This window comes from Caulobacter sp. NIBR2454, assembly GCF_027474405.1.
Classification (GTDB): Bacteria; Pseudomonadota; Alphaproteobacteria; order Caulobacterales; family Caulobacteraceae; genus Caulobacter.
The window spans coordinates 3,125,912-3,145,785 of sequence record NZ_CP114871.1 but is presented as its reverse complement, the minus strand read 5'-3'; the positions used below and the strand labels follow the sequence as shown (position 1 = coordinate 3,145,785).

General features: G+C 67.1%; 19 protein-coding genes. 9 read left to right on the top strand and 10 right to left on the bottom strand.

Annotation, left to right across the window (positions count from 1 at the left end; genetic code table 11):
• Positions 1-24: 24 nt before the first annotated feature.
• Positions 25-1,560: a signal recognition particle protein gene (ffh, locus tag O5K31_RS15305; protein WP_269714608.1), complete on the bottom strand. Its 1,536-nt coding sequence runs from the start codon at positions 1,558-1,560 to the stop codon at positions 25-27.
• 256 nt (positions 1,561-1,816) lie between these two features.
• On the opposite strand from ffh, the gene O5K31_RS15300 reads away from it, so the two are divergent.
• Positions 1,817-2,803 carry an SDR family oxidoreductase gene (locus O5K31_RS15300; protein WP_269714607.1) on the top strand — a complete coding sequence of 329 codons (987 nt, stop codon included), beginning with the start codon at positions 1,817-1,819 and terminating at the stop codon, positions 2,801-2,803.
• Positions 2,804-2,888: 85 nt separating this feature from the next.
• Positions 2,889-4,127: an acetyl-CoA C-acetyltransferase gene (locus O5K31_RS15295; RefSeq protein WP_269714606.1), complete on the top strand. Its 1,239-nt coding sequence runs from the start codon at positions 2,889-2,891 to the stop codon at positions 4,125-4,127.
• On the opposite strand, the gene O5K31_RS15290 is transcribed toward O5K31_RS15295, so the two are convergent.
• Positions 4,124-5,038: a LysR family transcriptional regulator gene (locus O5K31_RS15290; RefSeq protein ID WP_269714605.1), complete on the bottom strand. Its 915-nt coding sequence runs from the start codon at positions 5,036-5,038 to the stop codon at positions 4,124-4,126. The genes O5K31_RS15295 and O5K31_RS15290 overlap by 4 nt on opposite strands.
• Positions 5,039-5,136: 98 nt before the next feature.
• On the opposite strand from O5K31_RS15290, the gene O5K31_RS15285 reads away from it, so the two are divergent.
• The gene (locus O5K31_RS15285; protein ID WP_269714604.1) at positions 5,137-5,808 is read left to right on the top strand and encodes a glutathione S-transferase family protein; all 672 of its coding nucleotides are present in this window, start codon (positions 5,137-5,139) and stop codon (positions 5,806-5,808) included.
• Positions 5,805-6,221, top strand: a complete 417-nt coding sequence (locus tag O5K31_RS15280) for a hypothetical protein (protein WP_269714603.1) — start codon at positions 5,805-5,807, stop codon at positions 6,219-6,221. The genes O5K31_RS15285 and O5K31_RS15280 overlap by 4 nt, the downstream gene beginning before the upstream one ends.
• Positions 6,222-6,290: 69 nt before the next feature.
• Here the strand turns inward: O5K31_RS15280 and O5K31_RS15275 are convergent, their stop codons facing one another.
• The gene (locus tag O5K31_RS15275) at positions 6,291-6,866 is read right to left on the bottom strand and encodes a fasciclin domain-containing protein (RefSeq protein WP_269714602.1); all 576 of its coding nucleotides are present in this window, start codon (positions 6,864-6,866) and stop codon (positions 6,291-6,293) included.
• Positions 6,867-6,966: 100 nt separating this feature from the next.
• Positions 6,967-9,090, bottom strand: a complete 2,124-nt coding sequence (locus O5K31_RS15270; RefSeq protein WP_269714601.1) for a M3 family metallopeptidase — start codon at positions 9,088-9,090, stop codon at positions 6,967-6,969.
• A gap of 134 nt (positions 9,091-9,224) precedes the next feature.
• Here O5K31_RS15270 and O5K31_RS15265 point away from each other — a divergent pair, with 134 nt between their 5' ends.
• Complete coding sequence (locus tag O5K31_RS15265) at positions 9,225-10,076, top strand: glutamate racemase (protein ID WP_269714600.1); 852 nt, start codon at positions 9,225-9,227, stop codon at positions 10,074-10,076.
• A gap of 106 nt (positions 10,077-10,182) precedes the next feature.
• Here the strand turns inward: O5K31_RS15265 and O5K31_RS15260 are convergent, their stop codons facing one another.
• The 5 genes from O5K31_RS15260 to ubiA all read right to left on the bottom strand — a co-directional run bounded on the left by O5K31_RS15260 (position 10,183) and on the right by ubiA (position 14,657).
• Positions 10,183-11,550, bottom strand: a complete 1,368-nt coding sequence (locus O5K31_RS15260; RefSeq protein ID WP_269714599.1) for an intermediate filament-like cell shape determinant CreS — start codon at positions 11,548-11,550, stop codon at positions 10,183-10,185.
• A gap of 147 nt (positions 11,551-11,697) precedes the next feature.
• A complete protein-coding gene (locus O5K31_RS15255; protein WP_269714598.1) occupies positions 11,698-12,045 on the bottom strand; it encodes a VOC family protein in 348 nt (115 codons plus the stop codon).
• A 43-nt stretch (positions 12,046-12,088) separates the two neighbouring features.
• A complete protein-coding gene (locus tag O5K31_RS15250) occupies positions 12,089-12,748 on the bottom strand; it encodes a class I SAM-dependent methyltransferase (RefSeq protein ID WP_269714597.1) in 660 nt (219 codons plus the stop codon).
• Positions 12,745-13,686: a fatty acid desaturase family protein gene (locus O5K31_RS15245; RefSeq protein WP_269714596.1), complete on the bottom strand. Its 942-nt coding sequence runs from the start codon at positions 13,684-13,686 to the stop codon at positions 12,745-12,747. The genes O5K31_RS15250 and O5K31_RS15245 overlap by 4 nt, the downstream gene beginning before the upstream one ends.
• Positions 13,687-13,733: 47 nt before the next feature.
• Complete coding sequence (gene ubiA, locus O5K31_RS15240) at positions 13,734-14,657, bottom strand: 4-hydroxybenzoate octaprenyltransferase (protein WP_269714595.1); 924 nt, start codon at positions 14,655-14,657, stop codon at positions 13,734-13,736.
• 130 nt (positions 14,658-14,787) lie between these two features.
• Here ubiA and O5K31_RS15235 point away from each other — a divergent pair, with 130 nt between their 5' ends.
• From O5K31_RS15235 to O5K31_RS15220, 4 genes are all read left to right on the top strand, one after another.
• Positions 14,788-16,242 (top strand): catalase, encoded by a 1,455-nt coding sequence (locus tag O5K31_RS15235; protein WP_269714594.1) that lies wholly within the window; start codon positions 14,788-14,790, stop codon positions 16,240-16,242.
• Between the two features lie 115 nt (positions 16,243-16,357).
• The gene (locus O5K31_RS15230) at positions 16,358-16,618 is read left to right on the top strand and encodes a DUF454 family protein (RefSeq protein WP_269714593.1); all 261 of its coding nucleotides are present in this window, start codon (positions 16,358-16,360) and stop codon (positions 16,616-16,618) included.
• 64 nt (positions 16,619-16,682) lie between these two features.
• Entirely contained in the window at positions 16,683-18,020 is a 1,338-nt protein-coding gene (locus tag O5K31_RS15225) for an acetyl-CoA C-acyltransferase (protein WP_269714592.1), read from the top strand.
• Positions 18,021-18,075: 55 nt separating this feature from the next.
• Positions 18,076-18,687, top strand: coding sequence for a pyridoxamine 5'-phosphate oxidase family protein (locus tag O5K31_RS15220; protein WP_269714591.1), 612 nt, complete (start codon positions 18,076-18,078; stop codon positions 18,685-18,687).
• Here the strand turns inward: O5K31_RS15220 and O5K31_RS15215 are convergent, their stop codons facing one another.
• Positions 18,688-19,869, bottom strand: coding sequence for an SAM-dependent methyltransferase (locus O5K31_RS15215; protein ID WP_269714590.1), 1,182 nt, complete (start codon positions 19,867-19,869; stop codon positions 18,688-18,690).
• Positions 19,870-19,874 lie beyond the last annotated feature (5 nt).

Below are 19,874 nucleotides of genomic sequence, written 5' to 3'. Positions count from 1 at the left end.
GGTTTGGTCCTTGGTCTTTCAGTTCTAGGATTTCTTGAACGGGTTGAAGCCGGGCGGTAGGCCGCCCAGGCCGGGAAGTTTGGGTCCGCCGAGGCCCGGCATGCCGGGCAGGCCGCCCGACTGCTGCAGCTTGGCCGCGGCGGCTTCGATTTCAGCTTCGGTCGGCATCTTGCCGCCGCCGAGCGACTTGAGGCGGTCCATGCCGCCACCGCCGCCCATGCCCATGGCCTGGGCCATCTTCATCATGCCCTTGCCGCCGTCCTTGCTCATGGACTTGAACATGTCGGCCATCTGGCGGTGCTGCTTGAGCAGGCGGTTGACCTCGGCCACGTCGACGCCCGAACCAGCGGCGATGCGGCGCTTGCGCGAGGCCTGAAGGATGTCGGGCTTCTTGCGCTCCTGCTTGGTCATAGAGCTGATGATGGCCTGCTGACGACGGAAGACGCTGTCGTCGATATTGGCTTCCTCGATCTGCTTCTTGACCTTCTGGACGCCGGGCAGCAGGCCCATGATCCCCTGCATGCCGCCCATCTTCTGCATCTGGGCGAGCTGATTGGCGAGGTCGTCGAGATCGAACTGGCCCTTGGCCAGCTTCTTGGCCATGCGCTCGGCCTGAGCCTGGTCGAGTTCAGCCGCGGCCTTCTCCACCAGGGCCACGACGTCACCCTGGCCCAGGATGCGGCCGGCCACGCGGCGGGCGTCGAAGGCGTCGAGTTCGTCGACCTTCTCGCCGGCGCCCAGGAACTTGATCGGCAGGCCGGTGACCGCCCGCATGGACAGCATGGCGCCGCCGCGGCCGTCGCCGTCGGCGCGGGTCAGGATCAGGCCGGTGAGCGGCAGGCGCTCGTGGAAGGCCTTGGCGGTACGGACCGCGTCCTGGCCGGTCAGGCTGTCGGCGACCAGCAGGGTCTCGACGGGATTGGACAGGCGGGCGATCTCGGCCGCCTCGCTCATCATCGCCTCGTCCAGCGTGGTGCGGCCGGCGGTGTCGAGGATGACGACGTCGTAGCCGCCAAGCTTGCCAGCGCTCAGGGCGCGCTTGGTGATGTCGACAGCCGACTGGCCTGCGACGATCGGCAGGGTCTCGACGCCGATCTGGGTCCCCAGCGCGGCCAGCTGCTCCATGGCGGCCGGACGACGGGTGTCCAGCGAGGCCATCAGGACCTTCTTGCGCTCGAACTTGCTCAGGCGCAGGGCCAGCTTGGCCGAGGTCGTGGTCTTGCCCGAGCCCTGCAGGCCGGCCATCAGGATCACGGTGGGCGGATTGGTCGCCAGACGCAGGGCTTCCGGCTCTTCGCCGCCCAGCATCTCGATCAGGCCGTCATAGACGATCTTGACCACTTGGTCGGCGGGACGGACGGCGCGGATCACCGCCTCGCCCGTGGCGCTTTCCTTGGCCTTGGCGATGAAGTCCTTCACCACCGGAAGCGCGACGTCGGCCTCCAGAAGGGCGACGCGGACTTCGCGCAGGGCCTCTTCGACGTCTTTCTCGGAAAGAACGCCGCGTCCGCCAAGCCGGTCGAATACGCCGGAAAGCCGCTCTGTAAGGCCGTCGAACATCAAGCCACCTTTACGCACAACGCAGCCAGCCCCCGTGGACGATCACGTCGACGGGGGTCCTCGCCGCCCTCGTCCGGATGGGTCCTGGTCTCCCAGGCCGGGGTCGTGGCGGTGGAGGGCGCTGGCTGATGCTGCGCCGGAAAGCGGGCCTTATGAGCGAGAAGGCCGTCAAAATCAAGTTTTGCGAGTCTGGGCGCCCCGAACCTCCTCGCGCGCGCCGCGTTTCCACCGCGTCCCCAGAACGCGGAGCCTTCCCATGACCGACGCCCACACCCAGCAGGCGGAACAAGCCGCCGACCAGCAGCGCAAGGTGCAGGATCAGGTCGACCGCGCCGACAAGGCCGCCGGCGAGGAGCGCTCCTTCGGCGCCATGCAGGCGGGCGCCCGCAAGTATCCAGAGCCGCCCTTGCCGGCCCAGCACCAGGAGAAGCCGGGATCTGAGGCCGACCTCGACCTCGCGCCTATGTACGACGCACCTTTCTACAAGGGCTCCGAAAAGCTGCTCGACAAGGTCGCCATCATCACCGGCGGGGACAGCGGCATCGGCCGCTCGGTGGCCGTTCTCTTCGCCCGTGAAGGCGCTGATATCGCCATCATGCATCTGGACGAGGATGAGGACGCGCAGATCACCAAGGCCGCCGTCGAGAAGGAAGGCCGCCGCGCCATCATCATCAAGGGCGACGTGCGCGAACGCGCCTTCTGTCAGGCCGCCGTCGAACAGACGGTCAGGGAACTGGGCAAGCTGGATGTCCTGGTCAACAACGCCGCCTTCCAGGTCCACGCTCCCACGCTGGAGGACCTGACCGAAGAGCACTTCGACGCCACCTTGAAGACTAACCTCTACGGCTACTTCTTCATGGCCCAGGCCGCCGTTCCGCACATGAAGCCGGGCTCGGCCATCGTCATGTCCGGTTCGGTCACCGGCCTGATGGGCAACAAGGACCTGCTCGACTATTCGACCACCAAGGGCGGCATCCACGCCTTCACGCGCTCGCTGGCCACCCACCTGATCCCCAAGGGCATCCGCGTGAACGCCGTCGCTCCCGGTCCGGTCTGGACGCCCCTCAATCCCAGCGACAAGCAGGCGGATGATGTGGCCGAGTTTGGGGCCGACACCCCCATGGGCCGTCCCGCCCAGCCCGAGGAGCTGGCCCCGTCCTATGTCTTCCTCGCCTCACCCCACACCTCCAGCTACATCACCGGCGAAATCCTGCCGGTGATCGGCGGCTATGGCAGCCGGTGAAAAAGGCTCTGGACTGACGTAGCGCTACCCCGCCGAAGCTGACCTCCGACAACGAGGGGCCAACCCTCGAACCGGGAGAAAGCGCATGGCTGAAGCTCTGATCATCGACGCGTGCCGCACGCCGCGCGGCGTCGGCAAGGTGGGGAAGGGCGCGCTCGCCGACTTCCATCCCCAGCACCTGGCCGCCACGGTCCTCAAGGCGATCGCCGACCGCAATGGTCTGAACACCGCCGAGGTGGACGACATCATCTGGGGGACTAGCACCCAGCGCGGCAAGCAGGGCGGGGACCTTGGCCGCATGGCCGCCCTCGACGCCGGCTACGACATCCGCGCCAGCGGCGTGACCCTGGACCGCTTCTGCGGCTCGGGCATCACCACGGTGAACCTGGCCGCCGCCCAGATCATGTCGGGCATGGAGGATCTGGTCATCGCCGGCGGCACGGAGATGATGAGCTACACCGCCGCCACCGCCGACCGGACCGCGCCGCCGATGATGGACGCCGGCAACCTGCGTCTGCGCGCCCGTCATCCGCAAAGCCACCAGGGCGTCTGCGCCGACGCCATCGCCACGCTGGAAGGGATCGAGCGCCAGGCTCTCGACGACCTGGCCCTGCTCAGCCAGCAACGCGCCGATCACGCCATCCGCAACGGCCATTTCGACCGCGCCCTGATCCCCGTCTATCGCGAGGACGGCGCGCTCGCCCTGGATCGCGAGGAGTTTCCCCGCCCCCAGACCACCCGCGAGGGTCTGGCCGAACTGAAAGCGGCTTTTGAGGTGATGGCCGGCGTGCCCCTCGACGAGGCGGGCACGACCTATGCCGGTCTGATCAACCAGGTCTATCCGGACCTGAAGATTCGCCACGTCCACCACGCGGGCAACTCCTCCGGCGTGGTCGATGGCGCGGCGGCGGTGCTGCTGGCCTCGCCTGACTACGCCGCCCGCAACGGCTTGAAGGCCCGAGCCCGCGTGATCGCCACCGCTAATGTCGGCGACAGCCCGACCCTGATGCTCAACGCCCCTGTGCCCGCCGCGCTCAAGGCTCTGAAGAAGGCCGGCCTGACCCCCGACGACATCGATCTTTGGGAGATCAACGAAGCCTTCGCCGTGGTGGCGGAAAAGTTCATCCGCGACCTCAAGCTCGACCGTGACAAGGTCAATGTGAACGGCGGCGCCATGGCCCTGGGTCACCCCATCGGCGCCACCGGCTCCATCCTGATCGGGACCATCCTGGACGAGCTTGAACGCCGGGATCTAAAGCGCGGCCTGGTGACCATGTGCGCCGCCGGCGGCATGGCGCCGGCCATCATCATCGAGCGGGTCTAGGCCGAACGCTGGCTGGCCTCATAGGCCTCGGTCGCCTTGCGCATCTCCCCCTCGAAATAGGGGACGAAGAAGTCGATGAAGGCGCGCACCCGGGGCGTGTTCTTCACGTCCTGACGCGTGACCAGCCAGCTGCCGCCCATCATCGGCGGTTCGGGGGTCATGCACAGCACCAGCTCCGGATGCTCGAGCATCATCAGCAGCGGGGCCGGCCCCACGCCCAGGCCGTTGCGCACCGCCATGATCATGTTGCCCAGGCTGTTGGAGCGGCAGCGCACCTCCGCGTCCGGCGCCTGTTCGAACATCCATTTGACGATCGGCAGGTTCGCCACCTCCTGCTCGCCACCGACCAGGATGTGGTCCTTCAGGTCTTCCGGCGCCGTAGGAACGCCGTGCCGCGCGGCATAGGCGCGGCTGCAGCAGATGGCGAATTCGAACTGCGCCAGCTTGCGCGCCACCAGATCGGAATCCTCCAGTCTGTCGGTTCCGCGCATGGCGATGTCCGCCTCGCCCGCCGCGATGTCCAGGAAGCGGTCAGTGATGATCAGCTCGACGGTGATCTCCGGATAGAGCGCCCGGAACTCCGCCAGGGCCGGCATCAGCATGTTGGCCGACAGGTCCGACAGCGTAAGCCGCAAGGTCCCCGACAGGTCGCGCTGGAAGGCGCTGACCTGCTGTGACAGCGCCGCGAACTCCGCTTCGATCTTCTCGGCCTTGGGCAGCAGCTTTTCGCCCGCCGCGGTCAGGCGGCTGCCGGACTGGCTGCGCTCGATCAGCTTCAGGCCTAGGGCGCGCTCCAGCGCATCCAGCCGACGGCCAACCGTCGTCTGGTTCACCGCAAGTTCAACGGCCGCCCCCAGCGCGCTGCCCTGCCGCGCCACGGCCAGAAAGACGCGCAGGTCGTTCCAGTCCATGGGTCGTATTCTGCACAAACGCATAACAGCCTTGCAACAGCCGACATTGCGGCGTTCCACGGACCTCGTTATTTCGCCCCGCCTGTCAGGGGCACATCATGAAACTCTATAGCGATCCAATCTCGACCACCTCGCGGCCGGTCCTTCAGTTCGCCGCCGAAAACGGGATCGAGCTCGAACTGGTCCCGGTCGACATGATGAGCGGCGGCGCCCAGGATCCGGCCTATCTGCGGGTCAATCCGAATGGCATCGTGCCCTATCTGGTCGATGGGAATTTCAGCCTCGGCGAAAGCTCGGCGATCCTGAAATATCTGGCCGACCGCGTCGCCTCGCCGGCCTATCCGATCGAGCTGCAGGCCCGCGCCCGGGTGAACGAGGCTCTGGATTGGTTCTCCACCAATCTGCACAAGGATCTGTGCGTCTTCGGCGTCTATATGGCCGTCATGCCGCCCGAGGGGATCGACGCCTCGGGCGTCCAGGCCCTGGTCACCTATGGCCGCACCCGCGCCGCCCGCTGGATGGCCGTGCTCAACGACGCCATGATCGGGGACCGGGACTTCGTCTGCGGCGACGACATCACCATCGCCGATTATCTGGGCGCGACCTTCGTCAGCTTTGGCGAGGCCGGCGGTTTTGACCTGTCGCCCTGGCCCAATGTCGCCGCCTGGATGCGGCGCATGCGCGAGCGCCCGGGCTTTGCTCCCGCCTACGCCCCCTTCTACGCCTGGCTGGCCGAGCGCGCTCGCCAAACCCAGGGAGCCGCTGCATGACCCGCTGGCCGCACGTCTTCTTCGCCACAGCGACCGTCTACATCCTGATCGGGGTGCTGTGGGGCATGGCCATGAGCCTGTCGCAAAACCACGCCACCTACAGCGCCCACGCCCACCTGAACCTGATCGGCTGGGTGAGCCAGGGGCTGATGGGCCTGTTCTATGCGACGCTCGGCCGCCGCACGCCCAACTGGCTGGCCGCGACCAACTACGTCTTCACCAACATCGGCGTCATCTGCATGACTCTGGTGCTCTATCTGTACCTGTCAGGAACACCCGCGCCCAAGCAGCTGATGCTGGGCCTCTACGCGGTCGGCCCGTCCAGCGTGGTCCTAGGCTTCTTCTTCTTCGCCGGCGCGGTGTTCACCGCGCTCGTCCGGGCCTGGAAGACACCGGCCGTCGCAACGGCCTGACGCTCCGACAGGGAAGTGGCGAGCCGCCCTCGTGGGGGCGGGGTGGTAGGGCGGCTCGCCGTCTGACGCCTACTGCGGCATCAGAACCGAGTCGACGACGTGAACCACGCCGTTGGATTGCATGACGTCGGCGGTGGAGATCATCGCCTTGCCGCCCTTGGCGTCGGTCACCGCCCAGCCCATGCCGGACTTGCCCACCGTCAGGGTTTGGCCCTGGACAGTGGTCAAGGTGGCCGTGCCGCCGCTCGCCTGGGCCTTGGCCGCGATGTCGGCCGCCGTCATGCGCCCGGCCACCACGTGGTAGGTGAGGATCTTGGTCAGGGTGGCCTTGTTCTCGGGCTTGACCAGGGTGTCGACCGTTCCGGCGGGCAACTTGCCGAAGGCGGCGTTGGTCGGCGCGAAGACCGTGAACGGGCCGGTCCCCGAAAGGGTGTCCACCAGGCCCGCCGCCTTCACCGCGGCGACCAGGGTGGTGAGATTGCTGGCGGCCGAAGCGTTCTCGACGATCGTCTTGTTGGGATACATGGCGGCCCCGCCGACCATCTTGTGATCGCCGTGGTTCATCTGGGCCGATGCGGGTAGTGCGACTGCGGACAGCGCGGTCAGGGCCAGAGCGGCCGTTGCGGCGCGAAGATCAAGTTTCATGAGGTGCGTTCCTGTTGCGTGTTCCCCGACACGCTTCAGATACGCAAGACGGCCGCGCCCGGATGGGACGCGGCCGCCATTTTTGTTCAGCCCCGTTGGATCAGGCGCCCGGCGGAACCGGGAAGCCCCTGTCGCGCATCAGGGCGCCGATCTTCGGATCGCGTCCGCGGAAGTTGCGGAACTGCTGCGCCGGGTCGATGGAGTTGCCCTTGGACATGATGTCGTCGTGCAGCTTCTTGGCCACGGCCTTGTCGTAGTAGCCGCCCGGCGCTTCTTGGAACGCCTCGCCCACGTCGGCGGTGATCGTGTCGGCCCACAGATAGCTGTAGTAGCCGGCCGAATAGCCGTCGGACGAGAAGATGTGCCCAAACTGCGGGGTGCGGTGACGCATGACCAGTTCGCTGGGCATGTTCAGCTTGGCCAGTTCCTCGCGCTCGAAGGCGTCCGGATCGATGGTCACGTCGCCGGCCAGGTGCAGCTTCATGTCGATCAGGGCGCTGGCGAGATATTCGGTGGTGCCAAAGCCCTGGCCGAACTTGTCGGCGGCCTTGATCTTGTCGACCAGGGCCTGCGGGATCGGCTCGCCGGTCTTGTAGTGGACGGCGAACTTGTTGAGCACTTCGGGCGTGGGCAGCCAGTGCTCGTTCAGCTGGCTGGGGAACTCCACATAGTCGCGCGCCACCGCCGTGCCCGCCACGCTGGGATAGGTCACGTCGGAGTTCAGCCCGTGAAGGGCGTGGCCGAACTCGTGGAACATGGTGGTGGCGTCGTCCCACGAAATCAGCACCGGCTCGCCGGGGGCGCCCTTGATGAAGTTGGAGTTGTTGGAGACGATCGTCTTGATGTCGCTCTTGAACCGCTCCTGGCCGCGATAGGCGTTCATCCAGGCGCCCGACCGCTTGCCCTGACGGGCGTAGGGGTCGAAGTACCACAGGCCCACCAGCTTGCCGCCGCGGTTCACCTCCCAGACGCGGACGTCGGGATGATAGACCGGCACATTGGTGATCTGCTTGAACTCAAAGCCATAGAGCTCGCCCGCGGCCCAGAACATGCCCTCGCGCAGCTTCTCCATCTGCATGTACGGCTTAACCTCGTTCATATCGAGGTCGTACTTGGCCTTGCGGACCTTCTCTTCGTAGAAGCGATAGTCCCAGGGCGCGATCTTGAAGCCGCCCTTTTCCGCATCGACGATCTGCTGCATGGCGGCCACGTCGATGGCCACCTGGGCGATGGCCGGCTTCCACACCGCCTCCATCAGCTCCATGGCCGCCTCGGGGGTCTTGGCCATGCTGTTCTCAAGACGCCAGTGGGCGTGGGTCTTGTAGCCCAGCAGCTTGGCGCGCTCGACGCGCAGCTTGAGGATCTCGGTGATGATCTTGTTGTTGTCGTGCGCGTCGCCGTTGTCGCCGCGGTTGACGAACGCGCGCCACACCTTCTCGCGCGTGGCGCGGTTGGTGGCGTTGGTCAGATACGGATCGACGCTGGAGCGGGTGTTGACGATCACCCACTTGCCTTCAAGGCCGCGATCCTTGGCCGAGGCGGCGGCCCCGTCCTTCAGGCTGTCGGGCAGTCCGGCGAGGTCGGCCTGGGTCAGCTCTATATAGGTCTCTTCATCGGCCAGCAGGTTGTTGCTGAAGGTCGAGAACAGGGTCGCCAGGCGCTTGTTGATCTCGCCGATGCGGGCCTTGGACGCCATGTCCAGCTTGGCGCCGGAGCGCACGAAGTTGGTGTAGTAAAGCCAGGTCACCCGCTGCTGCTCAGGCGTCAGCTTGGCCTTGTCCGGCGAGTTGTAGACGGCCTCGACGCGTTTGAAGAGCGCCACGTTCTGGTTGATCTTGTCGTTGAAGCCGGCCAGCACCGGGCTCATTTCCTGCTGCACGGCCCGGAATTCGGGCGTGCTCATATTGCCGCCCCAGATGCCCCAGTAGGTGAAGACGTCGCTCAGGGTGCGGCCGGCGTCCTCCAGCGGAACGATGGTGTTCTCGAAGGTCGGCGCGGCGGTGTTGGCCGTGATCGCGTCGATCTCCTTGAGGTTCTCGGCCATGCCGATCTCGAGGGCCGTCTTCACGTCCGAAACCTTGGCCTTGTCGAAGGCGGGAACCCCGCCATAGGGGCCGGTCCAGGGTTGGGTCAGCGGGTTGGTCTGGGCCAGCGACAGGGTGGGGGCCAGGGCGACCGCCATGCCGGTGGCGGCGCTGGCGGCGAGGAAGGTGCGACGCTTCAAGGTCGGTTCTCCGATTTTCATTGCCCGGACCTTAGACCCGCTGGGGCAGGAGTCATATTACGCCGCTGTAATGTAAATGCCGTCGGCCTAAACCGCGCATGGACGAGGCGCCGGGGCGGGTCTAAATCCATGCCATGTCCATCGGCGTGTTCGATTCCGGCGTAGGGGGCCTCAGCGTCCACCGCGCCCTCGTGGAGCGGCTTCCCGCCGCTGACTTCATCTATCTGGCCGACCAGGCCAACGCCCCCTATGGCGGTCGCGGGGGCGAGGAGATCGTCGACCTGACCCGCGCGGGGTGCGAGCGCCTGTTCGACGCCGGCGCCGACCTGATCGTCCTGGCCTGCAACACCGCCAGCGCCATCGCCCTGCGCCGCCTGCAGCAGACCTGGCTGCCTGACTATCGCAAGGCCAAGGGCAAGCCCCTCAACATCCTCGGCATCATTGTGCCCACCATCGAGGCGGCCACCGGCATGCCCTGGGAGCACGAGGCCGAGCGCCGCGGCGAAAAGATCGAAAAGCTCGACATCCTCGGCGTCTTCTCGACCCAGGGCACCACCAACAGCCGTGTCTATGAGATCGAGATCGACAAGCGCCGGCAGGACGTAGCGGTCTTTTCCGAGGCCTGCCCCAATCTGGTGCCCCTCATCGAGGGCAACGCCGGCGTGGTGGAGCTGGCCAAGGAGATCGACGAGCGGGTGGCCAGCCTGACGCGCCGCATCGGCCGTGCGCCCGACCGCGCCATCCTGGGCTGCACCCACTACGAGATCGTCGCCGACCTGTTCCGCGCCGCATTGCCGCCGGGCACGCCGCTGATCCACCAGCCGGGCGCCACCGCCGACGCGCTGGAACGCTACCTGGCCCGCCACCCCGAACTCGACCCCGGAACCGGCGGCGGCCGTCGCTTCCTCACCACCGGCAAGCCCGGTCCGCAGAACGGCCTGGTCGAAACCTTCTGGGGCGGCCCAGTGAGTTTCGAGGCGGCTTAGCCTGCTCTTCTCCTCCCCCGTACGCTGCGCTACGGGGCAAGAGAAACAAAAGAAAACGGCCCGAGGTCTCCCTCGGGCCGTTCTGCATTCAGCTTGAAAGCGGGGCTTAGCCAGCCGCGCGATCGTCGTCCTGATCGCCGCCTCCGAGCAGAGCCATCTGCAGGCGGGCGCGGTCGCGGCGGGCCGATTCCAGGGCGCCGCTGTTGACGGCGGCTTCGGCGCGGATGCGCTCCAGTTCGCTCTGCATTTCGCTGGCGCGTTCGGCGTGTTCGCGGGCGGCCTGATCCTGGGCTGCCTGCAGGGTCTCGAAGCGGGCGCGCAGTTGAGCGGCACGTTCCTCGCCGCGCTTGAGCGCCTTTTCCTGGGCCTGGACGGTCTTGGCCAGTTGGTCGGCCCGCTCGATGGCCGCCGCGCGGGCGGTGTCGAGCGAGGCGTGACGATGGCGCAGGCCGTCGGCTTCTTCTTCCAGGCTGCGGATGCGCTCCAGGGCGCGATCGACCGCGACCTGCAGTTCGCTGGCGCGGCGTTCGGCGGCCTGGTGGGCGGCCCCAATCTCGCCGAGGCGTTGCGACAGTTGGGTGTTGAGTTCTTCCAGCTTGTCGGCGCGGACGACCGCGGTCTCGAAGCGGGCTTGCAGCGCGGCGGCGTCGGAGCGGGCGGCTTCGACCTGGCCTTCCAGGCCGCGGATGTTGCGGGTGGCTTCGGTCTGGTCGGCCAGGGCGCGGGCGCGTTCGGAAGCGATCTGCGTCTCCAGCTCGGCTTCGACTCGGGCCAGGCGCGACACCTCTCCGTTGGCGTAGTCGAGGCGCTTCTTCAGGACGCCGTTTTCCTCGCTGGCCAGGCTGAAGTCCTGGGTGGCGCGGGCCAGGGCGTTCTCGGCCTCGTTGCGGCGGACTTCGCTTTCCTGGGCCTGGGCGCGCAAGGCGGTGCAGTCCTGGTCGAGGTGTTCGGCGCGGGCCGACACGTCGCGCAGATTGGCGTCCAGCGAGCCAGCGCGCAGCTCGGTTTGCAGCAGCTGGTTGCGCAGGCGGTCCAGTTCGAGGGCGTTCTCCTCGAGCTGTGATTCCTGGCTCTGGCGAATGGCTTCGGATTCGCCCAGCGTGGATTCGACGCTGGCGACGCGGATCGACAGGTCCCGTTCGCGGGTCTGCAGATCATCGATGTTGTCGAGCGCGGCGTCATGCGCGGTGCGCAGGCTCAGCAGCTCGGCATGTTCAGCCCGGCGGGCTTCGAATTCCTCGGTGACCGGCTTGCGGACCTCGGCCAGCAGCGGCTCGATGGCGCGCAGGTGATCCAGGACCCGCTCGATGCCGTCGAGGCCGCCGTGGATCGATTCATAGCGCTGCCCGATGGCCTGGGTGGCCTCGACCAGACGGTCGGACGAGCCCTCGGCTTCGACGTCCCGCTCAAGACCAGATTCGATACGCGTGACGTTCTTGCCGCCCCGCGCGCCAGACTTCGAAAGCAGTCGCATCCCAGTCCCCCCGCCGTTGTTACGGCGCATCGATCAGCGATTCGCACGCCCCGCGCGAACGCCCGGAATCATTTCCGGCCCGTTAACAGCCTAGCCATGCGGGGGGAGTCTTGTCGATACGCAAGTACGGTTAAGTGAGGGCTGCGGCTACTTGTCCGACCACACCGCTAGCTCATTGCCGGCCGGATCGGTGAAGTGGAATCGCCGCCCGCCCGGAAAGCTGAAGATTGGCTGGGCGATGGTCCCGCCGGCGGCCTTCACCTTGGCCTCCATGGCCTCCAGGTCATGGGCGAACAGGATCACCAGCGGCTGGGCGCGGGCGCCTTCCTCGTCGGGCTGGGCATGAAAGCCGCCATCGACGCCCTGCTCGAAAGCCGCGTAGTCGGGTCCATAGTCGGTGAAGGTCCAACCGAAGGCGGCGTTGTAGAAATCCTTGGTGGCCGGCAGCTTGCCGCCGGGCAGCTCCACATAGTCGATCTTGCCGTCTTCACGCATGGTCGTCGCTCCAGGAATGTTCTTGAAATGTTCTAGTTTCGCATCACGGCAGAGTCCAGACGGATGTCTTTTTGACCGCCATGTCTTCCAGTTCCCGCGTGGTCGGCACCTGATACTCGGCCAGCTTCTCAAGTCCGCTCTTGGGGAAGTAGGTCCGGCCCGGATCGCCGACCAGCACCTGCGCCCCGGCTCCCCGCGCCTGGGCCAGCCAGGCCATGACCGCTTCGGTCATCGGCTTCTCGTAGGTCACGTCCCCGGCCAGAAAGACATCGGCCGAAGGCGGCGGCGCTTCCAGCAGGTCGCGGTCCGTGAAAGCAACCGACACGCCGTTGGCTTCGGCGTTCAGTTCGACCGCCGCCTGACAGAAGACGTCGATGTCGGCGGCCAGAACGCTCGCCGCCCCGGCCTTCATCGCCGCGATGGCCACCAGGCCCGAGCCGGTGGCGAAATCCACCACCGTCTTGCCACGCACCAGCTCCGGGTGATCCAGCACATAGCGCGCCAGGGCCTGCCCGCCCGCCCACGCGAAGGCCCAGAACGGCGGCGGCAGGCCGATCTCCTCCAGCGCCTCTTCGGTCATGCGCCAGATGGGGGTGATCTCGTCGGCCAGATGCAGCGACAGCTCCGGCGTGTGCGGCGGCGCCTGCAGGCGCGTATTCTCAAGGATAAAGGCGCGGCGGCCTTCCAGGGTGGGGACGATCACGCGGCGGAAGCGGCCTTCAGCACGGTCAGATAGCCCGGCGCGGTCAGCATGCCGCCGGTCACACCCTTGCCGGCCAGCAGGCGGTTGGCGCGCGGCAGGCTCCAGCATGGCAGGTGCATGAACATGTGGTGCTCGCCGTGGAAATTGACCCAGTACGGGGCGATCAGCGCGCGCTCGATCCAGTTGGCGTGAGTGGTCCGCGCATGGCGCAGGGGATCAGCCTCGTCCTTCTTGACCAGCGCATGCTCGGCGATGTTGCGCAGGCGGGTGACCAGCGGAAACCACGTGGCCAGCGGCAGCAGCCAGCACACGAAATAGGCCCACCAGTATCCGGCCAGGGCGAGGACCGCGAGCAGCCCCAGATTGAACGCCAGGAACACCCCCGACCGCGCCGCTTCGGTGGCGAAGATCGCGCCCGCCGGCTGGCCATGCTCGCGCTTCTTCAGCCGCGCCAGCAGCGGCCCGAACCGCTGCTTGAAGAAGGTCTGTCCCGTCAGGTCTCGGACGATTTTGCGGCGCAGGGATGCGCGGGTGGTGGGGAAGGGGGCGGACAAAACCAGGTCCGGGTCCTCCGCCTGCTGGGCGAACTTGTGATGGGTAAGGTGATAGTTGCGGTAGCTGACCAGGGCGCCGCCCACCGGCGCGGCGCACAGCCACTGACCGACCCAGTCATTGACCTTCAGGTTCTTGTGCAGACAGCCGTGGGCGGCGTCATGCATCAGGATCGCCAAGCCCAACTGACGCGTGCCCGTGATCATCACCATCAGGGCAAAGGTCAGCGGGTTGGGCCAAGCCACGAACACCGCGCCCGCCGCCAGGATCACGATCCAGGCATGGGCGACCAGGGCCAGCCCCTTCCACGACGAGCGCGCCGACAGGGGCGCCCATTCGTCGGGGGTGAAGAAGTCCTTGGGGTTCACGCGGGCTGCGACGGCCATGGTTCATAGTCTCACGAGCCAGCCGCCCTCGCCACTGTGACCTGACGTCAGCTGTTGCGCAGCATCCCGGCGGCCAGGGCCACGAACAGGATCAGCCCGGCCCAGGCGTTGGACTTGAAAAGCTTCAGCGCGTGTTGCGGCTGATCGGGCTTGAGCAGGACGACCTGCGCCAGCAGATGGACCACAAACAGCACCCAGATCGGGGTGAAGGTGATCGGACCCAACGCCGCCGACCAGGCCGCCGACGCCGCCAGCAGGGCGGTCAGGACATAGAAGCCCAGCACACCCCTGCGCACGCCCTTGCCCAGGCGGCGGGCCGAGGATTTCACCCCCGCCAGCGCGTCATCCTCGATGTCCTGAAGGGCGTAGATCGTGTCGTAGCCCAGGGTCCAGAAGATGCCCGCCGCATACAGCAGCAGGGCGGGCGGCTCGACGATCCCGGTCACCGCCGCATAGCCCAGCAGGGCGCCCCAGTTGAAGGTCAGGCCCAGCCACGCCTGCGGCCACCAGGTGATCCGCTTCATGAACGGATAGCCGGCCACCAGACCCAGCGACATCACGCCCAGAACGATGGCCGTGGTCCCCAGCGTCAGCAGGATCAGCAGCGAGACGAGCGAGCACCCGACCACGAACGCCCAGGCCTGCTTGACGCTGATCTCGCCCGCCGGGATCGGCCGCGCGGCGGTGCGGGCGACCTTGGCGTCGATGTCGCGATCTACGATGTCGTTATAGGCGCAGCCCGCCGCCCGCATCAGCGCCGCTCCCAGGAAGAAGGCGATCAGCAGCCAGGGGCTGGGCAGTTGCTCGCGCGCCGCCGAGGCCAGAGCGATCCCCTGCCAGCCGGGCAGCATCAGCAGCCATATCCCCGCCGGCCGGTCGAAACGGCCCAGCCGCAGCCAGGGGCGCAGGGCGGGCGGAGCCAGTCGGTCGACCCAGTTGGCGGGGGCGGCGTCGGGAAGGGGCGCGATCATGGGCCTTCGATTACCGCGACGCTTGGAAGGAAGCGACATAGAACGTTCCAATCGGATCGAACAAAACAATCGATTGGATTTGTTGATCCTGACGTCCGACCCTGAGCTCCACATCCAGAGGGGAAGACCGATGTCCAAACCGCCCGTCATGACGACGTCCGCCGGCGCGCCGATCGCCGACAACCAGAACTCCATGTCCGCCGGTCCGCGCGGTCCCCTGCTGATGCAGGACTACCAGCTCATGGAAAAGCTGGCCCACCAGAACCGCGAGCGCATCCCTGAGCGGGCCGTCCACGCCAAGGGCTCGGCCGCCTACGGGACCTTGAAGATCACCCACGACATCAGCGCCTATACCCGCGCCAAGGCCTTGCAGCCGGGCAAGGAGACGGAGGTCCTGCTGCGCTTCTCCACCGTGGCGGGCGAGCGCGGCGCCGCCGACGCCGAGCGCGACGTGCGCGGCTTCTCGCTGAAGGTCTATACCGAGGAAGGCAACTGGGACCTGGTGGGCAACAACACCCCCGTCTTCTTCGTGCGCGATCCGCTGAAGTTCCCCGACTTCATCCGCACTCAAAAGCGCCACCCGGTCAGCAACCTGCGCTCGCCCACCGCCATGTGGGACTTCTGGTCGCTCAGCCCCGAAAGCCTGCACCAGGTCACCACCCTGTTCAGCGACCGCGGCCTGCCGCAGAGCTATCGCCACCTGCACGGCTTCGGCTCGCACACCTTCAGCTTCATCAACGCCGCCAATGAGCGCTTCTGGGTGAAGTTCCACTTCAAGTCGATGCAGGGCATCAAGAACTGGACCAACGCCGAGGCCGCCCAGGTCATCGCCAACGACCGCGAAAGCGCCCAGCGCGACCTGTTCGAAAGCATCGAGAACGGCGACTTCCCGCGCTGGCGGTTCTGCGTCCAGATCATGCCCGAGCTGGACGCCGAGAAGACGCCCTACAACCCCTTCGACATCACCAAGGTCTGGCCGCATGGCGACTACCCGCTGATCGAGGTCGGGGTGCTGGAGCTGAACCGCAATCCGGACAACTATCACGCCGAGGTGGAGCAGGCCTCGTTCAGCCCGTCCAACATCGTGCCGGGGATCGGCTTCTCGCCGGACAAGATGCTGCAGGCGCGGCTGTTCTCCTATGCCGACGCCCACCGCTATCGGGTCGGCACGCACTACGAGGCCCTGCCGGTAAACCGTCCGCGCAGCCCCGTGCATCACTACCACGCCGACGGCGCCATGCGCTTCGACAGCCCGGGCCGCACCAACGCCTGGTACGAGCCCAACAGCTTCGGCGGGCCGGTGCAGGATGAGACCTATCGCGAGCCGCCTCTGCGCATCAGCGGCGACGCCGACCGCTACGACCATCGCGCGGGCAATGACGACTACACCCAGGCGGGCGACCTCTTCCGCCTGATGAGCCCTGACCAGCAACGGCAGCTTTTCGACAACATCGCCGCCGCCATGGCCGGCGTGCCGGTCGAGATCCAGCAGCGCCAGATCGCCCACTTCCGCCGCGCCGATCCGGCCTATGGCGAGGGTGTCGCGCAACGTCTCGGCCTCTCCGCCTCAGTCGCCGCGGAATAGGTCGATGGCCGCCCTCCCTCACCATCGCCATGCCCGGGGAGGGCGGCCGCTTCTCCGGGCGGCGGCCAACGATAATGCGAGCCATTCTCGCCGATCGGCGCCATTGTCCGCCCCGATGACGATCCCGCCCCGCCGCCGCAGATCACGCGTCGCCCGCCTGACGCTGGACGTCGTGGGCTCCAGCCTGTTCGCCATCGGCACGGTCAATATCTTCATCCCCGGCATGCCGACGACGGTCTTCTGGATCGGGGCGGTGATGTGCTTCGTGAAGACCCGGCCCAGCGCGGTGAAGCCCATCCTGCGCACCCCCGTGATCGGGCCGGCGATCCGCGGCTTCCTGCGCTGGAAGCCTTTCTCCAAAAAGAAAGACGGCTGAATCCTTCAATCGCCCGTCGCGATCCCCAGCTAAGCTTTCAGCCCTGATTGGGAGATTGAAGTTCATGGCCGCCGCCCCGAAGAAGACCGCCCCCAAAGCCGCGCCCAAGAAGGCTGCCGGGCCCTCGGGCGGCAAGCCCCAGGTCTGGCTCGCCGCCGGCCTGCGCACGCCCTTCACCAAGGTCGACAGCGGTCTGAGCGGCTATGACGCCATCACCATGTCGGTCCCCGTAGTCCAGGCCATGGCCGCCCAGCTGAAGGGCGGCGCGCCCGACTTCGCCGTCTGGGGCACGGTCATTCCCAGCCTGACCTTCAGCAATATCGCCCGCGAGGTGCTGATCGACTCCGGCGTCGGCCCGACCATCCCGGCCTACTCCACGGTCATGGCCTGCTCGACCAGCATGATGGGGACCTTCCAGGCCGCCGGCATGATCGACGGCGAGGCCCGCAACCTGGCCCTGGTCGGCGGGGTCGAGGCCATGAGCCGCGTGCAGATCGGCTTGACCCAAGGCCTCTCCGACTGGATCCGCAAGTTCCAGGCGGCCAAGACCACGGGCCAGAAGATCGCCCACCTGAAGACCCTCAATCCCGCTAACCTCAAGCTCTGGATTCCCCGCGTGGTGAACCGCACCACGGGCATGAGCATGGGCGAGCACACCGAGATCACCGCCAAGGACTGGTCCCTGACCCGCGAGGAGCAGGACGTCATCGCCCTGGCCAGCCACGTGAACGCCGTGGCCGCCTGGGATCGCGGCTTCTTCGACAGCCTGGTCGCTCCGCTGGGCGGGGTCGCCAAGGACACCATCCCGCGCAAGGACACCTCGCTGGAGAAGCTGGCCAAGCTGCCCCCGGCCTTCGACCGCACCAGCGGCAAGGGCACCCTGACCGCCGGTAACTCCTCGCCGCTCACCGACGGCGCCGCCGCGATCTGGGTCGCCTCGGAAGAGGGGCTCAAGCGCCTTCCCGCCGACACGCCGCGCGTGAAGCTGGTCGACTTCGAGGTCGCCTCCATCGACCTGAAGACCGAGGGGCTGCTGATGGCCCCGGCCTACGCCATTCCCAAGCTGCTGGCCCGTCACGACCTGAAGTACGCCGACATCGATCTTTGGGAGATCCACGAGGCCTTCGCCGCCCAGGTCGCCGCCCACATCAAGGCGCTGGAGAGCAAGACCTTCCTCAAGGACAAGGTCGGTATGGCCCACACCTTCGGGCCGTTCCCGCGCGACCGCGTGAACCCCAATGGCGGCAGCCTGGCGCTCGGCCATCCTTTCGGCGCAACCGGCGCCCGCATCCTGTCCCAGGCGGTCAAGGAGTTGGCCGGGCGGCCAGCCGGCTCGCGCGCCATCGTCAGCATCTGCGCGGATGGCGGTCAGGGGACCGTGGCCCTCCTTGAAGCGAGCTAAGCTCGAAGCGGGCTGAAGCGTTGCCGGACGCGCCCTGTCGGCGCATGGTCGGGCCATGATCATCCGCACGCTCGAAGAGCTGACGGCGCTCTACAATCCGCCGCCGGTCCCCGCCTCCACGATCAAGGAGGTGGGGTGGATCACGCCCCACTACCGCGCCCTGATCGAGGCCTCGCCCTTCGTGGCCCTGGCCACCAGCGGACCGGAGGGGCTGGACTGCAGCCCGCGCGGCGACGGCCCCGGCTTCGTGCGCGTGGCCGACGAGCGGACCCTGATCATGCCCGACCGCCGTGGCAACAACCGCATCGACAGCCTCAGCAACATCATCCGCGATCCCCGGGTCGGACTGCTGTTCCTGATCCCCGGCTCGGGCACGACCTTCCGCGTAAACGGCTCGGCGGTGATCTCCGCCGATCCGAAGCTGCTGGAGTCCTTCGCCGTGGACGGCAAGCCGCCGCGCACCTGCATCGTCATCACGGTGGAGACCGCCTACTTCCAGTGCGCGCGGGCCGTGGTGCGCTCAAAGCTCTGGGACCCGTCGCGGCATGTGGACCCGGCGAGCCTGCCGGAGCCCGGCGAGATACTGGCGGCCCTCAGCGACGGCGAAGTCGGCGGCCGTTCCTATGACGAAGCCTGGCCCGCCCGCGCGGCCGTCTCGCTCTGGTGATCAGGTCCCGGCCAGATAGTCGCGGGTGATCGGCACGGCGTCACGCTGCTTGGCGATCTGGATCTGGAAGACCATGTGCCCGCCATAGCGGAAGCCCAGCTCCGCCCCCGCCAGGTAGAACTCCCACATCCGCCGGAACCGCGCGTCGTACAGGGTCGGGATTTCCGGGTCGGCAAGGAAGCGCATCCGCCAGTGTTTGCAGGTCTCGGCATAGTGCAGGCGCAGGATCTCGATGTCGGTGATCCACAGGCCGGCGTCCTCGATCGCCGCGACGATCTCCGCCAGGCCGGGGATATAGCCGCCCGGGAAGATATACTTGGCGGTGAAGGCGTTGGTGGCGCCCTTGCCCGACATGCGGCCGATGGAGTGGATCAGGGCCACGCCGTCGTCCTTCAGCAGGCCTTTGACGGTCTCGAAATAGCCCCGGAAGTTCGGCGCGCCCACGTGCTCCAGCATGCCGACGGACACGATGCGGTCGAAGGTGCGGTCCACGTCGCGATAGTCGGTCAGCTCGAACCGCGCCCGGTCGGCCAGCCCCGCCGCCGCCGCCCGCTCGCGCGCCAGGGCCAGCTGTTCCTGCGACAGGGTCACGCCGGTGACGTCCGCGCCGTAGTCCTTGGCCAGGGTCATGGCCATGCCGCCCCAGCCCGATCCAATGTCCAGCACGGTCTGGTCCGGCGATAGATTCAGCTTGGCGGCGATGTGCGCCTTCTTGGCGACCTGGGCGTCCTCCAGCGTCATCTCCGGCCGCGCGAAATAGGCGCAGGAATACTGCATGTCGGCGTCGAGGAAGCGCCGGTAGAGGTCGTTTGAAATGTCGTAGTGATGGGCGACGTTCTGCTTGGATGCGCGCCGGTCGTTCAGCTGCTGGACGTGGCCCTTGATCGTCCGCTTGAGTCGCTTGAATAGCGACCCCCGCCCCTTGGGCAGGCGCGATCCGCTGCGGCCGACGATCTCCAGCAGGTCCCACATGGAGCCCTGATCGAAGACCAGGTCGCCCTCCATATAGGCCTCGCCCAGACCCAGGCCCGGATTGGCCACCAGCCGGCGCAGGCCCTTGCCTGTCAGGCTGATGGCGACGGGCTGGCCCGAACCGTCGCCTGCGCGGACCATCTTGCCGCCGGGAAGGCGCACGGTCAGGTCCCCGACCTTCACCTGCTGCTGAAGGAGCGTCTCGATCATGGGCG

Excerpts from the sequence above, each read along its gene's own strand:
- O5K31_RS15275 (WP_269714602.1), bottom strand. The coding sequence starts at position 6,866 with ATGAAACTTGATCTTCGCGCCGCAACGGCCGCTCTGGCCCTGACCGCG.
- O5K31_RS15220 (WP_269714591.1), top strand. The coding sequence starts at position 18,076 with ATGATCATCCGCACGCTCGAAGAGCTGACGGCGCTCTACAATCCGCCG.
- O5K31_RS15230 (WP_269714593.1), top strand. The coding sequence starts at position 16,358 with ATGACGATCCCGCCCCGCCGCCGCAGATCACGCGTCGCCCGCCTGACG.
- O5K31_RS15300 (WP_269714607.1), top strand. The coding sequence starts at position 1,817 with ATGACCGACGCCCACACCCAGCAGGCGGAACAAGCCGCCGACCAGCAG.
- O5K31_RS15215 (WP_269714590.1), bottom strand. The coding sequence starts at position 19,869 with ATGATCGAGACGCTCCTTCAGCAGCAGGTGAAGGTCGGGGACCTGACC.
- O5K31_RS15245 (WP_269714596.1), bottom strand. The coding sequence starts at position 13,686 with ATGGCCGTCGCAGCCCGCGTGAACCCCAAGGACTTCTTCACCCCCGAC.
- O5K31_RS15235 (WP_269714594.1), top strand. The coding sequence starts at position 14,788 with ATGTCCAAACCGCCCGTCATGACGACGTCCGCCGGCGCGCCGATCGCC.
- O5K31_RS15295 (WP_269714606.1), top strand. The coding sequence starts at position 2,889 with ATGGCTGAAGCTCTGATCATCGACGCGTGCCGCACGCCGCGCGGCGTC.
- O5K31_RS15255 (WP_269714598.1), bottom strand. The coding sequence starts at position 12,045 with ATGCGTGAAGACGGCAAGATCGACTATGTGGAGCTGCCCGGCGGCAAG.
- ubiA (WP_269714595.1), bottom strand. The coding sequence starts at position 14,657 with ATGATCGCGCCCCTTCCCGACGCCGCCCCCGCCAACTGGGTCGACCGA.
- O5K31_RS15225 (WP_269714592.1), top strand. The coding sequence starts at position 16,683 with ATGGCCGCCGCCCCGAAGAAGACCGCCCCCAAAGCCGCGCCCAAGAAG.
- O5K31_RS15290 (WP_269714605.1), bottom strand. The coding sequence starts at position 5,038 with ATGGACTGGAACGACCTGCGCGTCTTTCTGGCCGTGGCGCGGCAGGGC.
- O5K31_RS15280 (WP_269714603.1), top strand. The coding sequence starts at position 5,805 with ATGACCCGCTGGCCGCACGTCTTCTTCGCCACAGCGACCGTCTACATC.
- ffh (WP_269714608.1), bottom strand. The coding sequence starts at position 1,560 with ATGTTCGACGGCCTTACAGAGCGGCTTTCCGGCGTATTCGACCGGCTT.
- O5K31_RS15260 (WP_269714599.1), bottom strand. The coding sequence starts at position 11,550 with ATGCGACTGCTTTCGAAGTCTGGCGCGCGGGGCGGCAAGAACGTCACG.
- O5K31_RS15265 (WP_269714600.1), top strand. The coding sequence starts at position 9,225 with ATGTCCATCGGCGTGTTCGATTCCGGCGTAGGGGGCCTCAGCGTCCAC.
- O5K31_RS15285 (WP_269714604.1), top strand. The coding sequence starts at position 5,137 with ATGAAACTCTATAGCGATCCAATCTCGACCACCTCGCGGCCGGTCCTT.